The organism is Nocardia neocaledoniensis (assembly GCF_029868625.1).
GTDB lineage: Bacteria > Actinomycetota > Actinomycetes > Mycobacteriales > Mycobacteriaceae > Nocardia > Nocardia neocaledoniensis_A.
The window spans coordinates 1-14,224 of the sequence record NZ_JARWOJ010000196.1 but is presented as its reverse complement, the minus strand read 5'-3'; the positions used below and the strand labels follow the sequence as shown (position 1 = coordinate 14,224).

Here is a 14,224-nt window from a genome sequence, read left to right as displayed (position 1 = left end):
TCGCCGACGAGTTCGCGGTCGCGGCGTGGACGGTCAGCGGCCCGCGGCGGCCGCCGAGCGTGACCCCCGAGGCCCCCCCCGCCCACAACCCCCCAACCCCATCCCGCCCGGCGCTGGAACTCCCCCCCCCCCCCCGCGTGGCTACGGGGGCCCCCGCCGCGGTAGGTGTGGCTCAGGCGCGCGCCCATTTCTCCGGATGCAGGTGGTACTGCACGAGTGCGGTGGCGTGGCCGTGTCCCATGCCGTGTTCGTTCTTCAGCCAGGTGACCAGCGCCGCGTGCCCGGTCGGCTCGGCCGTGCCGAGCAGTGTCAGCCACTCGTCCACGGTGCGGCCGTACTTCGCCTCGATGGTGGGGAAGTAGGACGCGGGGCCCTTCGGTGCGTCGGCCATGGTGGTTCCTCCTCGGTGCGTGATCTTCCTTCGTGCAGACGGTGGCGCCGCGCCGAAGTCATCGGCGGTGCGTGAGGTCAGACGGCGAGGGGCTGGGCGGTCGCCGCCTTGCGGTGCTCGCGCAGCAGCAGGATGCCGCTGGCGGCGACGATGGCCGCGGCGACGCCGTGCATGCCGAACGCGAGCGCGGTGGAGCCGCCGCGGCTGAGGACGATGAGCATGTCGCCGAGGGGAGCCGCCGTCATCGCGAGCATGGCGACGCCGAGCGCGAGCCGCTGCCGGAGGGCGACCAGGCCCAGGATCACCAGACCGGAGGCGATATCGCGGTCGCCCTTGACGTTGAGGAAACCCGCGGCCTCGCCCTCGGGCCAGGCCGGCAGGCCGAATCCCGACGCCGTCGTGACGGGGTCGATCAGGAACATGATGCCGGTGTAGGTGATGAAGACCCCGGTGACCAGGGCGAGGGCGGTGGCGATGCGTGTGGCGTTCATGGGGCGCTCCCGAGATCGTATTGCGATGCTCTGAAATCTAGCGGCGCTAGTTCACGAACGAACGATAGCGCGAGCCTCGCTAACTTGTCTAGCGTTGCTAGAATCGGATGCATGAGCACCCAGCTGCGTAAGGAACGTGAACGCGCCCAGCGGCATCAGCAGATCATCGATACCGCGCGGGAGATGGCCGAGGCGGAGGGCTGGGACGCGGTCACCATCCGCAAGCTCGCCGAGCGCATCGAATACAGCCAGCCGGTGCTGTACAGCCACTTCGCCAACAAGGCCGCCATCGTCGGCGCCGTCGCCCTGCAGGGGTGCGTCGAACTCGCCGAGCAGCTGCGGCTGGCTCGCGAGGCGGCGAGCACCCATACCGAGGTGATCGCCAATGTCGCCCGCGCCTACCTCGATTTCGCCGAGGCCAATCCGGCCCGCTACGACGCGATCTTCCAGCAGAAGACCGACCTGGCCTTCGGCCTCGACGCTCCCCAGCCCTTGCGCGACGCCTTCGCCGGGCTCGAGGCGATGTTCGCGCCCTTCGCCGAGGGCGACGACCTCGGCGCCCGCACCGAGGTGGCCTGGGCCTCCCTGCACGGCCTCGCCACCCTCGACCGCAGCGGGCGGCTGCGCCCCGAACTGCGGGAACGCCGAATCTCGCTGCTGGTCGACGGGGCCGCCGAGGGCGCGACAGAGCCGTCCTGAACGGACCCGCCGCGCTGTCGGTGTCGGCCGTCGGGCGACACCGGGTCCGGCGCACCCGCGCGCCGCGGACGTCCCGGCGCGGCGGCGGGCAGTCGGCGACCCGGTGACCGAGCACACGGCACCGGACATCGCACGCCGCGTAGGTTGGAGACGACGACGCGGGTCGGACACGAAGGGGACGACGGATGGCGGAAGTCGTAGTAGTCGGTTCGGGGCCGAACGGCTTGGCGGCGGCGGTGATCGCGGCGCGCGCCGGAATCTCGGTGCGGGTGCTCGAGGCGCAGGAGCAGCCGGGCGGTGGCTCACGCACCGCCGAGCTCACTCTGCCCGGTTTCCACCACGACGTGTGCGCGGGCGCGCACCCGATGGCCTTGGCGTCCCCCTTCTTCCGCGCTTTCGACCTGCCCGCGCACGGTGTCGAACTGCTGAGCCCCACGATCTCCTACGCGCATCCGCTCGACGGTGGCGTCGCCGGACTGGCCTGGCGCAACCTGGAATCGACCGTCGCCGACCTCGGTGTCGACGGCGCCGCCTGGCGCTCGCTGTTCGGGCCCCTGGTCGAACACTGGCCCGACGTGGTCGACCTGGCCATGTCGGATCTTCGGCACCCGCCGCTGCGACGGCCCGCCACCGCCGTCCGGTTCGGCCTGCGGCTGCTCGAACAGGGTTCGCCGCTGTGGAACAACCGTTTTCACGACGAGGTCGCGCCCGCGCTGCTCACCGGCGTCGCCGCCCACGCCATCACCCAGCCCCGCGCGCTCCCCGCCGTCGGCGCCGGTCTGCTGCTGGGCACCTTGGCGCACGCGGGCGGCTGGGTGATCCCGCGCGGTGGCAGTCAGGCGATCCCGAACGCGCTGATCGCGGAGCTGGAACGGCTCGGCGGTGAACTCGTCACCGGGCACCGCGTCGACGATTTCGCCGAGCTGGCCAAGGCGCGCGCGGTCCTGTTCGACACCTCACCCGCCGAACTCCTGCGCGTGGCCGGCGACCGGCTGCCGGACCGCTACCGCAACGGCCTCGGCCGGTTCCGCTACGGCGGGGCGGCCTGCAAGGTCGACTTCGCGCTGTCGGGCCCGGTGCCGTGGACGGCCCCCGGCTGCGAACTCGCGGGCACCCTGCACCTGGTCGGCACCCGCGAGGAGGCGATGCGGGCCGAACGCCGGGTCGCCGCGGGCGAATTCGCCGAGCGGCCGTACGTGCTCGCGATCCAGCCCGGCGTCGTCGACACGACCAGGGCGCCCGAGGGCAAGCACACCTTCTACACCTACGCCCACGTCCCCAACGGCTCCGACCGCGACATCAGCGAGGCCGTCATCGCCCAGGTCGAGCGATTCGCCCCCGGTTTCCGCGATCTCATCCTCGCCACCCACGTCACGCCCGCGGCCTTCATGCCCGCGCACAACGCCAACTACATCGGCGGCGACATCTCGGCAGGCGCGATGACCCTGCGCCAGACCGCCTTCCGTCCGCTGGCCCGCTGGAATCCGTACGCGACACCGATCCCCGGCACCTACCTGTGCTCGTCGTCGACCCCGCCGGGCCCCGGCGTGCACGGCATGCCGGGGCTGCACGCCGGCGGGCACATGCTGCGCGAACGCTTCGGCATCGTCACCGATCCGCTGGACCTGCTGCGCGGGGCGGCCCCCTCGTACCACTGATCAGGTCGTCGCCGAGGCGGATTCGGGATCGACCACGTGCGGTTCGAGGTAGACGGTGTAGACGTTGGGCGCGGCGGCGCGGATGCGGCCGTCGGCGGCGTCGATGGCCGCGCCCACCTCGGCGATGTCGAGGTCGGGCGCGAGCGCGATCCGCGCGTTGACCAGCAGATCCTCCGGGCCGAGGTACTGCGACTGCATGCGCAGCACCGCCACGATGCGTGGATCGTCGAGCAGCGCGGCCCGAATCGCGGTGTCCTCCTTGGCCGTCGCGCCCTCCCCGATGAGCAGGCTCTTGGTCTCCACGATCAGCACGATCGCGTTCACCCCGAGCAGCAGGCCGATCAGCAGGGTACCGACGCCGTCCCACACGCCGTTGCCGGTGAGCACGGTCATGCTCACCCCGCCGAGGGCGAACAGCAGTCCGACCAGCGCGCCCATGTCCTCCAGCAGCACCACCGGCAGTTCCGGGTTGCGGGTGTTGCGGATGAAATGCCACCAGGAGTGCGTGCCCTTCAACGGGGCCGACTGCCTGCGCGCGGTGCGGAAACTGGCGGCCTCGAGCACCATCGACACCAGCAGGATGACGATGGCGACCGACGGTGACTCGAGCTCGTGCGGGAAGCGGATCTTGTGGACGGCCTCGTTGAGGGCGAACAGGCTGCCCATCGTGAACAGGATCAGCGCGACGACGAACGAATAGAAGTACCGGTTGCGTGAGTATCCGAAGGGATGCAGCGTGTCGGGGTCCTGCTCGGCCCGGCGCCGCCCGACCAGCAGCAGCGCCTCGTTGCCGGTGTCGGCCACCGAGTGCACGGCCTCGGCCAGCATCGACGAGGAACCGGTGATGAACGCACCGACGAACTTCGCGATCATGATGCCCGCGTTCGCGCCGAGGGCGGCCAGGATCGCGATCTTGCTGTCTCCACCTTCGGCGGCCATGGCACCGAACGGTACCCGGAACCGTCGCCGGACCGGCCGCGCGCCGAACCCGTGTCGCCCCAGACGCCGATCGCCGCCGCCCAGGGGGACGACGGCGATCAGCGGGCCGGAATCAGACGGACTGGGTCCGGTACAGGTCGGGCTCGAGGTAGATCAGCCGGGCGGTCGGCACCGCGGCGCGCACCCGCACCTCGGCCGCGTCGATCGCCTCGGCGATCTCGGCGATGTCGAGATCCGGGGCGATCGCGACCTTGGCGGCGATCAGCATCTCCTCCGGGCCGAGGTACTCGGACTTGAGGTGGATCACCGAGGTGATCTTGGCACCGTCGACCAGATTGTCGCGAATCGCGCGATCCTGCTCCGGGGTGGCGCCCTCACCGATCAGCAGGCTCTTCATCTCCACGATCAGCACGATCGCGATGAGGCCGAGCAGCACGCCGATGGCCAGGGTGCCGATGCCGTCGTAGACCGGGTCGTCGGTGATCATGGTCAGGCCGACCGCGCCGAAGGCGAGGATCAGACCGATCAGCGCGCCGGTGTCCTCGAGCAGCACCACCGGCAGTTCGGGGCTGCGCGAGTTGCGGATGAAGTGCCACCAGCTGGCTTCGCCCTTGAGCGGCTTGGACTCTCGTACCGCGGTGATGAAGCTGAAGGTCTCCAGGCCGATCGCGATGCCGAGGATGACGATCGCGACGATCGGCTGACTCAGCTCCTCGGGATGCTGGATCTTGTGGATGCCCTCGTAGATCGCGTACACCGAGCCGAGAGTGAACAGCACGAGGGCGACGACGAACGAATAGAAGTAGCGATTGCGGCCGTAGCCGAACTGATGCAGCTCGTCGGCGTCCTTGGCGGCCGCGCGCTGGCCGAACAGCAGCAGACCCTGGTTCGATGTGTCGGCGACCGAGTGCACCGCCTCGGCCAGCATCGATGCCGATCCCGTGATCGCCGCGCCGATGAATTTCGCCACCGCGATCCCCGCGTTGGCCGTCAACGCGGCGAGAATCGCCTTCTTGCCACCACCAGCCGACATCCTGGCCCGCCCTTCTGCTCCGCTGAACACGCTCGTGCCCGCAACAGCCTAAGCGGATCGGCCGGAAAGGTGCGCCTCGAGGTCAGTTCTCGCGGCCGACGCAGGCGCTGAACAGCTGCGCCGCCCCGTCGACCGCGCGCGCCTTGATCTCGCTGTCGGCCGCGGAGATCCAGGCCGCGCTGCCGCACTCGACGGTGAGGACGCGCCCGTCCTGGAAGAGTTCGACGGTGCCCGCGGTGCACAGCACGATGCCGGGGCCCGCGTCGGCCAGCACGATCGGTTCGGCGTCCGCGGCCAGGTCGAACCGGCACAGTGCGAATTCCGGTGCGGGCGTGCGGTATCGCGCGCCGCCGTCGGCGTCGAGCTCCGGCTCGATCACCGGCAGGTCGATCGGCTCGAAGTCGAGCACCCGCAGCAGCTCCGGCACATCGACGTGTTTGGGGGTCAGGCCACCGCGCAGGACGTTGTCGGAGTTGGCCATGATCTCCACGCCGACGCCGTGCAGGTAGGCGTGCAGATTGCCCGCGTCGAGGTACAGGCCCTGTCCCGGTTCGAGGGTCAGCCGGTTGAGCAGCAGCGCGGCGAGCACGCCCGCGTCGCCGGGATACACCTCGGCCAGTTCCAGCGCGGTGCGCACCTCGGCGGAGAACTCCCGCGCGCCCTTGCCCGACAGGTAGCGCACGCAGCCCTCGAGCACCGCGGGCAGCAGCGTCGAGAGCGCGGCGGCGGGCAGGGTGATCCAGGTGGTGAACAGCGTGCGCAGACCGGCCGAATCGGGCTGGGCGGCAAGCAGTTCGGCGTAGACGTCGAGCCCGGGCACGGCGAGCGCGCGCAGCAGTTCGACGGTGCGGTGCGGGTCGCGGAACCCGGCCAGCGCCTCGAAGCGGTCCAGCGCGACGACCAGTTCCGGCTTGTGGCTGTCGTCGCGATAGTTGCGCAGGGGCGAGTCGACCGGGATGCCGCTGCGGTTCTCCCGCTCGAAGCCGGCCCGTGCCTGCGCCGAACTGGGGTGCGCCTGCAGCGACAGCGGTTCCTCGGCGGCCAGGATCTTGAGCAGGAACGGCAGCCGCGCGCCGAAGGTGTCGGCGACGGCGCCGAGCTCACGGACCGGGTCGGCGCTGACGACGTCGAGCAGCGAACGCCGGCCGCCGTCGGCCTTCACCCGCGCGGGATCGGCGGGGTGCGCGCCGAACCAGAGTTCGGCCTCGGGATGGGCCGACGGCACCGGTCTGCCGCACAGCTGAGCGAGCGCGGTGCGCGAGCCCCAGGCGTAGGAACGCAGCGCACCAACGAGTTCCTGCACTAGTAGCGTCCCCCGTCGTGGTATCGATCCGGGTCCGGCGCGGTCCCGCCGCGCGCACCCGTCAGTCGGAGATAGGCGGCGGCCATGTCCAGGCGCACCGCGAGCACCGCCAGCTGCTCGATCTCGCTGCCGTGTCCGCCCCCCGCGGTGGACGTCGCGGCGGCGCCCTCGGAGGTCGGGGCCGTGCCCGGCTCGGCGAGCTGGGCCTGCAGGACGTCGACATCGGCGTGCACCAGATCGGCGTCGACGAGCCCGCCGCCCGCGCCCTCGAACACGGCCAGCTTGCGGCGCGCGGCGGCCTGATCCGGATGCACGCTCAGCGCGAGCACCCGCACCCGGTCCACCGGGGCCGGCCCGTCGAGTTCCTCGTCGTGGAACAGCGGATCGAAACCGGGCGCCGCGCCACCGGCGGCCTCGCCGAGCCGGCCGACGGCGGCGACCGTGTCGGCGAGATCGGCGGCCGCGACCACGGTGCCCGCCGACTGCAACAGCACCTCGGCGCCGTGCCCGGCCAGCTCGACCGCGGCGGGCGAGTCACCGGCCAGCACCACGCCCACCCCGTGCATGCGGGCGGCGAGGGTCTTGGCCGGATTACGGAAGACCTCGTTCTGCGGGCCGTCGCGCAGCGCCTCGGCGTCGAGCATGTCGGCCAGCGCGGTGAGTTCGGGCGTGGCGGGCACGCTGCGCTGGGCGTCGACCCCGCGCAGCACCGCGATGCCGACGGCGAGGAAACGCAGCAGGCGATTGTGGTCGAGCACCGGAACGCGCGGTTCCAGCACGATCGCGCGCCCGGCGGCCACCGCGCGCAACGGGCCCTCGTTCGGCGCCGCGATCACCACCTCGGCGCTGCGGCGGATGGCCCGGTCGACGGCGTCGATCAGGCGCGGGTCGCCCGCGTCGTCGCCGGCGACGAGCACCACGTCCAGCGGGCCCACCCACGGCGGCAGCGAGGTGACGGGCACGATCGGCAGTCCGGCGCGGTCACCGAGCGCGGCGACCAGCAGTCCGGCCGCGCGGGTGGCCCGGCCCGAACCGGACACGAGGACGAGGCTGCGCGGACGCAACTCCGACAGCCGTTCGACGAGCGAGGTCTCGGCGACCGCCGCGGCGGTGGCGCGTACCTGCGCACCGCCCGAGGCCGCCGAACGTAAGGCGCCGCCCGTATCGGCCGCCTCCAGCGACGCGGCATCGTCGAGGTCGAATACCGGTGTTCCAGCGATCATCGCCGATCCCACCTCCCCTCATCGCGCTGTGTCGTCTGCCGATCCGTCGGCGAATACAAGGTCTGTGATTCCACTATTCCAGTCAGGCGCGGACGATGGCGAGGATCTCAGTCACGAGTGTGTTTACTTCCTCCTGCGATCCGGCTTCGACGTTGAGCCGAAGCAGCGGTTCGGTATTGGAGGCGCGCAGATTGAACCAGGCGTGCTCGCCCAGATCCACGGTCACACCGTCGAGGCGATCCACCGAGACGGTCCGGTCGGCGAAGGCCGCCAGCACCGCGTCGGTGCGCTCGGCGGCGTCGGCCACGGTCGAGTTGATCTCGCCGGAGGCCGCGTAGACGTCGTAGGCGGCCATCAGCTCCGAGACCGGACGCTGACCCTCGCCGAGCGCGGCCAGCACGTGCAGCGCGGCAAGCATGCCCGAATCGGCGCCCCAGAAATCGCGGAAGTAGTAGTGCGCGGAGTGCTCGCCGCCGAACACCGCGCCCGTGGCCGCCATCTCCTGCTTGATGAACGAATGGCCGACGCGGGTGCGCACCGGCTTGCCGCCGAGCTCCTCGACCAGCTCGGGCACCGCGCGCGAGGTGATCAGGTTGTGGATGACGGTGGCGCCCGGCTCCTTGGCCAGCTCGCGCTGGGCCACCAGCGCCGTGATCGCCGAGGGGGAGACCGGCTCGCCGCGCTCGTCGACGACGAAGCAGCGGTCGGCGTCGCCGTCGAAGGCGAGGCCGATGTCGGCGCCGCTGCGCCGCACGAGCTCCTGCAGGTCGACCAGGTTCTTCGGGTCGAGCGGGTTGGCCTCGTGGTTGGGGAACGAGCCGTCGAGCTCGAAGTAGAGCGGCACGATGGTGATCGGGCCGAGCGTGCCGAGCACGGCGGGGACGGTGTGGCCACCCATGCCGTTGCCCGCGTCGACCGCGATGGTCAGCGGCCGGATGTCGTCGAGGTTCACCAGCTCGCGCAGGAAGCTCGCGTAGTCGGCCAGCAGGTCGAGGGTGGTCGCCGAGCCCGGTGTGCCGTCGTAGGCGGGCACGCCCTCGACGATCTCGGCCGAGATGGTGGCCAGGCCGGTGTCCTGGCCGACGGGCAGCGCGTTCGCGCGGCAGAGCTTGATGCCGTTGTAGCGGGCGGGGTTGTGGCTGGCGGTGAACATGGCGCCGGGACAACTCAGCTTGCCCGAGGCGAAGTAGAGCTGATCGGTGGAGGCCAGACCGATGTGCACCACATCGAGGCCCTGGGCCCGCACGCCCTGGGCGAAGGCCTCGGCCAGCTCGGGGGACGACTCACGCATGTCGTGGCCGATCACGACCCTGTTCGCGCCCTCGGCGCGCATCAGCCGGGCGAACGAGGCGCCCACGTCTTTGACGAACCCCGCGTCGATCTGTTCGCCCACCACCCCGCGGACGTCATAAGCCTTGATCACGGCGTTCACGAGTTCGCCAGAGCGCGCGACAGTCGTCATGAGAGATAACCCTAGCTGGTCCGCCTCTCCGCGTACTCAGGCCATACGAGTCCGGGAGCTCGGCTGTTTTCGGCAGGTCCCGCGTGGGAAGCGCCACGGCTGGGAGGGGGTCGGGGAGTTGCCCCTGTGCCCAGGAGATCAGTGGGCTGCGCGTGCCCTACGGGTCGGGCAGGACACGTAGGTGGCCGCGCCGGCCGGTGCGGGTGGTGCGCGGCGGCGGGGGTGTGGCGTCGCGGTAGCCGGGCTGGTCGGTGTCGGCGGGGCGGCGGCGCAGGCCTGCCTCGCGGACGGCTTCGGCCAGGGCGGTCAGATCGTCGTCGTCCGGGGTGCTCGAGGAGAACCCGCCCTCGTGGCGCACCAGTTCCCAGCCCTTGGGGGCGGTGATGCGGCAGGCGTGGGTTTCGCACAGATCCCAGGAATGCGGTTCGGCGACGGTGGCCAGTGGTCCGACGACGGCGGTCGAGTCGGAGTACACATACGTCAGCGTCGCTACAGCCGGGTTCTTGCAGCCGGGTCGGCAGCAACGACGCATGGGGATCACGACGTCGAGATTAGCCGTCCGTATCGCAAAAGTGGATACGGACACGCCCTTATTCGGGTTCCGGATCGATCAGATCGGGGTCCACGCCGAGATAGGTGGCGATCTGCTGGACCAGAACCTCGCGCAACAATTCGACGAGATCGTCCGGGTCCGCGGCACGCAATTCGAGCGGTTTCCGGAACAGCACCACTCTGGCGCGGGTGGCCGCGCCGTGCCGGTCCACCCCGGCGGGGATCAGCCGCGACAGCGGCACCGGCCCGTCGGCGACCACCTCGTCCGGCCAGGTGACCGAATCAGGATGCAGCGGACGGATTTTCGGTACATCGTCGACGGCGATGTCGAGCTTGGTGAGCCGGTCGTGCCACCGGGTGTCCAGGGGCGCGAAGGCCTCGAGCACGAGCCGATCGAATTTCTGGCCCCTCGTGCGCCACGCGGGAACGGTGGGCGGGAGCATGGGTCCGCGGACACCACGGCCGCGGCGGGTCACCGAACGCGCGGTGGGTGCCGGGGGATGACGCCGGGAACGTGCCATGGAACTCGTCCACCTCTCTCGCCTGCACTGCATCGTGCCCGTCGAGCCGGTAGACGGCGCGACCCTGGGCGTTCGCCCGAAGCACCGACGTACTGCGCCTGCGTGCTCCGGGCTGGAGCCTCAGAGTCTACTTTCGAACATTCTCTCAGCCGATTCCACGCTTCAGCCTGCGACGCTCCCGTTCGGAGAGACCGCCCCAGATGCCGAATCGTTCGTCGTGCGCCAGCGCGTACTCCAAGCACTGGTCACGTACCTCGCAGCCCAAGCAGATGCGCTTGGCCTCACGGGTCGAGCCGCCCTTCTCGGGGAAGAACGCCTCGGGGTCTGTCTGGGCGCACAGTGCACGTTCCTGCCACTGTTCTTCGATGGAGTCGAACATCTCGTCGAAGCCCGGCACGACCAGACTCAGCCGGGGGGCCGCGACCTCGTTCGCCACGTCCGGTTCCGGCCAGCTCATATCGGCGCAGACAGCGTGAGCTGCGCCTGCTGTGGAATCGGTCGGCGAGACCATGTCTTCGGTCATCGTTCCGCCTCCTCACTATGTGTTAGCGCAGAATGATTCTTTCCGCCGGGCGGCCGACAGAGACCCCGGCAGCAAAACACCGCGACGTAGTCTCGCGGGCTTCCCCGAACCTGTCTTCCGGCGAGCCAACTCGCTCTCGCAAACGCCCCCGCGCCATGTCTTCTCGCGGTGACCGGAATGACATGTCTGTGATTAGACACGCCGCACGCGCCGGTGGTCAACCCGCCGTCACCCTTCCGTTACACTCGCGACCCGCCTTTCGTTTTGATCTTGTTATGTGCTGTGGCAAATGACCAGCAACTTTGCCGGAATTCGCCGCGGAACAAGTCGGCGACCGGCACCGCATAGGCTGTGACCCTGTGACTGCACAACACGCGGTGCGCAAGCCCGAGATCGCCGTTCTGGTCGGCGGCGTCGGCGGTGCGCGGTTCCTCCAGGGCGTCAGGCGGCTGCTGCCCGACGCCGACATCTCGGCCATCGTCAACGTCGGCGACGACGTCTGGATGCACGGTCTCCGGATCTGTCCCGACCTCGACACCTGCATGTACACCCTCGGCGGTGGTATCGACCCTGAGCGCGGTTGGGGCCACGCGAACGAGACCTGGCACGCGAAAGAGGAGCTGGCGAAATACAACGCCCAGCCCGATTGGTTCGGCCTGGGCGATCGCGACATCGCCACCCATCTCATCCGCACCGAGATGCTGCGCGCCGGATATCCGCTGTCCGCGGTCACCGAGGCGCTGTGCAATCGGTGGCAGCCGGGTGTCCGTTTGATCCCGGCAACCGACGACCGCTGTGAAACCCACGTCGTCGTCACCGATCCCGACAACGCCGGCGAACGTCGCGCGATCCATTTCCAGGAATGGTGGGTGCGTTACCGCGCGGCGCTGCCGACTCACGGATTTGCCTCGATCGGGGCGGAACAAGCCTCTCCGGCCCCTGATGTGACCGAAATCATAGCCTCCGCCGACGCGGTGTTGCTGGCCCCGTCGAACCCCGTCGTGAGCATCGGCGCCATCCTCGCCGTGCCCGGGATCAGGGGCGCGCTGCGCACCACCGAGGCGAAGGTCATCGGGCTCTCGCCGGTGATCGACGGAAAACCGTTGCGCGGCATGGCCGATGAATGCCTGTCGGTGATCGGTGTGGAGTCGACCGCCGAGGCGATCGGGCGCCACTACGGCGCGCGCTCGGCCACCGGCATCCTCGACGGCTGGCTGGTGCACTCCACCGACACCGCCGAGGTTCCCGGCGTCGAGGTGCGCAGCGTGCCGCTGCTGATGTCCGACCCGGACGCCACGGCCGAGATGGCCCGCGCGGCACTGGAACTGGCGGGAGTGAAACCGTGACGGTGCTGCCCGACCACGCGGCCGACGAGCTGCGGATCCTGCCGGTGACCGGGCTTCCGGAGTTCCGGCCCGGCGACGACATCGCCGAACACCTTGCGGCCCAGGCACCGTGGCTGGCCGACGGTGACGTGGTGGTGGTGACGAGCAAGATCGTCTCCAAGGCCGAGGGCCGCATCGTCACCGCGCCGACCGACCCGGACGAGCGCGACACCGCGCGGCGCAAGCTGGTCGACGACGAGGCCGTGCGGGTGCTGGCCCGCAAGGGCCGCACCCTGATCACCGAGAACCGGCTCGGCATCGTGCAGGCGGCCTCGGGCGTGGACGGCTCCAACGTCGCCGAGGGCGAACTCGTGCTGCTGCCCACCGATCCCGACGCCAGCGCCAAGGCGCTGCGCGGCGCGCTGGCGCAGCGGCTCGGGGTGAACGTCGCCGTCGTCATCACCGACACGATGGGCCGGGCCTGGCGCAACGGCCAGATCGACGCGGCCATCGGGGCGGCGGGGCTGCGGGTGCTGCACGACTACGCGGGCGCGGTCGACGGGCAGGGCAACGAATTGCACGTCACCCAGGTGGCCGTGGCCGACGAACTCGCCGCCGCCGCCGACCTCGTCAAGGGCAAGCTCGGCGGCGTCCCGGTCGCGGTGGTACGCGGGCTGAGCACCGACGACGACGGGTCGAGCGCGGCGGCGCTGCTGCGCGGCGGCGTCGACGACCTGTTCTGGCTCGGCACCGCCGAGGCCATCGAGCGGGGCCGCAAAGAGGCTGTGCCGCTGCGGCGTTCCGTGCGGGCCTTCGCCGACGAGCCGGTGGACCCGGAGCGGATCAGGGCGGCGATCGCGGTCGGGCTCACCGCGCCCGCGCCACATCACACCCGCCCGGTGCGCTTCGTCTGGCTGCGCACACCCGAGCTGCGGACCCGCCTGCTCGAGGCGATGGCGGCGAAGTGGCGGGCCGATCTCACCGCCGACGGGCTCGCGCCGGAGCGGGTGGAGCGCCGGGTCGCGCGCGGGCGCATCCTGTTCGACGCGCCCGAAGTCGTCATCCCCTTCTGCGTTCCCGATGGCGCGCACGACTATCCGGACGCCCGGCGTCAGGCCGCCGAGCAGACGATGTTCACCGTCGCGGTCGGCGCCGCCGTGCAGGGTCTGCTGGTGGCGCTGGCCGCCGACGGGCTCGGCAGCTGCTGGATCGGGTCGACGATCTTCGCTCCCGAGGTCACCCGGGAGGTGCTCGGCCTCGACGGTGATTGGATGCCGTTGGGCGCCATCGCGATCGGTCACCCGCTCGAGGAGCCGACACCGCGGGTGGTCGGCGGTCCCGGCGCCGGGCTGGTCGAACTGTGAGCGCCGCGGACCGCGGGCGGGTGGCGCGATGAGCGCGGAGTCGCTGCACGCGTCGGCGACCGCCTTGCTCACCGAGTGGAAACCCGAAGCGGGGCAGGACAGCTCGTTGCGTGAGGCGATGCTCGCCTTTCTCGGCTCCGCGCCGCGCGGTTGCCTGCGGGAGCACGCGCCGGGGCACATCACCGCGTCGGCGATCGTGCTGTCGCATGATCGGCGCGAGGTGCTGCTCACCCTGCACCCGCGGGTCGGTCGCTGGATCCAGCTCGGTGGCCACTGCGAGCCGTCGGACGAGACCGTCGCCGACGCCGCGTTCCGGGAGGCGGTCGAGGAGTCCGGCATTCCCGACCTGCGACTGACGCCTGGCCTCTACGGTGCGCAGGCCCATCCGATCACCTGCTCGCTCGGGGTGCCCACCCGGCATCTGGACCTGCTGTTCGAGGTGATCGCGCCAGCCGGCGCGGTGCCTGTGCGCAGCGCCGAATCGGCGGATCTGCGGTGGTGGCCGGTCGACGAGCTACCGGCAGCCGGAGACGACCCGCAGGGCCGACCACCTGTGCCGGGAGGCACTGCGCGAGGCCACGGCCTGACCGTCCACGCACGCAGATACGCCGCAGCCGTGGCCGACGCCGGTCCGCCTACGAGCGCTCTTCCGGAATCTCGCCGTAGTCCTGTGCCATGTACCGGCTCGACGCGGGCGCGAACAGCGCGCCGAGCGCGCCGACGACGATGATCGCCAGCAG

General features: G+C 70.8%; 14 protein-coding genes and 1 pseudogene. 5 read left to right on the top strand and 10 right to left on the bottom strand.

The annotated features are described in order from the left end of the window. Nucleotides 1–172: 172 nt before the first annotated feature. Both QH270_RS14485 and QH270_RS14480 read right to left on the bottom strand, forming a co-directional pair. Entirely contained in the window at nt 173–391 is a 219-nt protein-coding gene (locus QH270_RS14485) for a DUF4287 domain-containing protein (protein ID WP_280342053.1), read from the bottom strand. 77 nt (nt 392–468) lie between these two features. Further along, nucleotides 469–882, bottom strand: a complete 414-nt coding sequence (locus QH270_RS14480; protein WP_280342051.1) for a DUF4267 domain-containing protein — start codon at nt 880–882, stop codon at nt 469–471. A gap of 111 nt (nt 883–993) precedes the next feature. Here QH270_RS14480 and QH270_RS14475 point away from each other — a divergent pair, with 111 nt between their 5' ends. Together QH270_RS14475 and QH270_RS14470 are read left to right on the top strand one after the other, a co-directional pair. Further along, nucleotides 994–1,581 carry a TetR/AcrR family transcriptional regulator gene (locus QH270_RS14475; protein WP_280342048.1) on the top strand — a complete coding sequence of 196 codons (588 nt, stop codon included), beginning with the start codon at nt 994–996 and terminating at the stop codon, nt 1,579–1,581. 185 nt (nt 1,582–1,766) lie between these two features. Further along, on the top strand, nt 1,767–3,239 hold the full coding sequence (locus tag QH270_RS14470) for a phytoene desaturase family protein (RefSeq protein WP_280342045.1): 1,473 nt from the start codon (nt 1,767–1,769) through the stop codon (nt 3,237–3,239). Here QH270_RS14470 and QH270_RS14465 read toward each other — a convergent pair whose 3' ends face one another. The 8 genes from QH270_RS14465 to QH270_RS14430 all read right to left on the bottom strand — a co-directional run bounded on the left by QH270_RS14465 (nt 3,240) and on the right by QH270_RS14430 (nt 10,651). Further along, nucleotides 3,240–4,178: a cation diffusion facilitator family transporter gene (locus tag QH270_RS14465; protein ID WP_280342043.1), complete on the bottom strand. Its 939-nt coding sequence runs from the start codon at nt 4,176–4,178 to the stop codon at nt 3,240–3,242. Between the two features lie 112 nt (nt 4,179–4,290). Next, nucleotides 4,291–5,211 carry a cation diffusion facilitator family transporter gene (locus tag QH270_RS14460; RefSeq protein WP_280342041.1) on the bottom strand — a complete coding sequence of 307 codons (921 nt, stop codon included), beginning with the start codon at nt 5,209–5,211 and terminating at the stop codon, nt 4,291–4,293. An 82-nt stretch (nt 5,212–5,293) separates the two neighbouring features. After that, nucleotides 5,294–6,514 (bottom strand): mannose-6-phosphate isomerase, class I, encoded by a 1,221-nt coding sequence (manA, locus tag QH270_RS14455; RefSeq protein WP_280342039.1) that lies wholly within the window; start codon nt 6,512–6,514, stop codon nt 5,294–5,296. Next, nucleotides 6,514–7,737, bottom strand: coding sequence for a tobH protein (locus QH270_RS14450; protein ID WP_280342037.1), 1,224 nt, complete (start codon nt 7,735–7,737; stop codon nt 6,514–6,516). Before QH270_RS14450 ends, manA begins: the two co-directional genes overlap by 1 nt. An 82-nt stretch (nt 7,738–7,819) precedes the next feature. Further along, a complete protein-coding gene (locus tag QH270_RS14445) occupies nt 7,820–9,199 on the bottom strand; it encodes a phosphomannomutase/phosphoglucomutase (protein WP_280342034.1) in 1,380 nt (459 codons plus the stop codon). Between the two features lie 157 nt (nt 9,200–9,356). Beyond that, the gene (locus QH270_RS14440) at nt 9,357–9,731 is read right to left on the bottom strand and encodes a DUF3499 domain-containing protein (protein ID WP_432420363.1); all 375 of its coding nucleotides are present in this window, start codon (nt 9,729–9,731) and stop codon (nt 9,357–9,359) included. Nucleotides 9,732–9,789: 58 nt separating this feature from the next. After that, nucleotides 9,790–10,272 (bottom strand): metallopeptidase family protein, encoded by a 483-nt coding sequence (locus QH270_RS14435; RefSeq protein ID WP_208643915.1) that lies wholly within the window; start codon nt 10,270–10,272, stop codon nt 9,790–9,792. 145 nt (nt 10,273–10,417) lie between these two features. Further along, nucleotides 10,418–10,651 carry a WhiB family transcriptional regulator gene (locus tag QH270_RS14430; RefSeq protein WP_167456194.1) on the bottom strand — a complete coding sequence of 78 codons (234 nt, stop codon included), beginning with the start codon at nt 10,649–10,651 and terminating at the stop codon, nt 10,418–10,420. Between the two features lie 503 nt (nt 10,652–11,154). On the opposite strand from QH270_RS14430, the gene cofD reads away from it, so the two are divergent. From cofD to QH270_RS14415, 3 genes and pseudogenes are all read left to right on the top strand, one after another. Further along, nucleotides 11,155–12,141, top strand: a complete 987-nt coding sequence (gene cofD, locus QH270_RS14425) for a 2-phospho-L-lactate transferase (protein ID WP_280342029.1) — start codon at nt 11,155–11,157, stop codon at nt 12,139–12,141. Next, nucleotides 12,138–13,484, top strand: coding sequence for a coenzyme F420-0:L-glutamate ligase (locus QH270_RS14420; protein WP_280342027.1), 1,347 nt, complete (start codon nt 12,138–12,140; stop codon nt 13,482–13,484). The genes cofD and QH270_RS14420 overlap by 4 nt, the downstream gene beginning before the upstream one ends. Nucleotides 13,485–13,512: 28 nt before the next feature. Continuing rightward, nucleotides 13,513–14,016 (top strand): annotated as a pseudogene (locus tag QH270_RS14415) (NUDIX hydrolase); the annotation flags it as partial. Between the last annotated feature and the right edge of the window lie 208 nt (nt 14,017–14,224).

What these genes read in the sequence shown, in the direction of transcription:
- QH270_RS14480 (WP_280342051.1), bottom strand. Translation starts at nt 882, where the DNA reads ATGAACGCCACACGCATCGCCACCGCCCTCGCCCTGGTCACCGGGGTC.
- QH270_RS14430 (WP_167456194.1), bottom strand. Translation starts at nt 10,651, where the DNA reads ATGTTCGACTCCATCGAAGAACAGTGGCAGGAACGTGCACTGTGCGCC.
- QH270_RS14440 (WP_432420363.1), bottom strand. Translation starts at nt 9,731, where the DNA reads ATGCGTCGTTGCTGCCGACCCGGCTGCAAGAACCCGGCTGTAGCGACG.
- QH270_RS14435 (WP_208643915.1), bottom strand. Translation starts at nt 10,272, where the DNA reads ATGGCACGTTCCCGGCGTCATCCCCCGGCACCCACCGCGCGTTCGGTG.
- QH270_RS14460 (WP_280342041.1), bottom strand. Translation starts at nt 5,211, where the DNA reads ATGTCGGCTGGTGGTGGCAAGAAGGCGATTCTCGCCGCGTTGACGGCC.
- QH270_RS14470 (WP_280342045.1), top strand. Translation starts at nt 1,767, where the DNA reads ATGGCGGAAGTCGTAGTAGTCGGTTCGGGGCCGAACGGCTTGGCGGCG.
- QH270_RS14450 (WP_280342037.1), bottom strand. Translation starts at nt 7,737, where the DNA reads ATGATCGCTGGAACACCGGTATTCGACCTCGACGATGCCGCGTCGCTG.
- QH270_RS14445 (WP_280342034.1), bottom strand. Translation starts at nt 9,199, where the DNA reads ATGACGACTGTCGCGCGCTCTGGCGAACTCGTGAACGCCGTGATCAAG.
- QH270_RS14475 (WP_280342048.1), top strand. Translation starts at nt 994, where the DNA reads ATGAGCACCCAGCTGCGTAAGGAACGTGAACGCGCCCAGCGGCATCAG.
- QH270_RS14465 (WP_280342043.1), bottom strand. Translation starts at nt 4,178, where the DNA reads ATGGCCGCCGAAGGTGGAGACAGCAAGATCGCGATCCTGGCCGCCCTC.
- QH270_RS14485 (WP_280342053.1), bottom strand. Translation starts at nt 391, where the DNA reads ATGGCCGACGCACCGAAGGGCCCCGCGTCCTACTTCCCCACCATCGAG.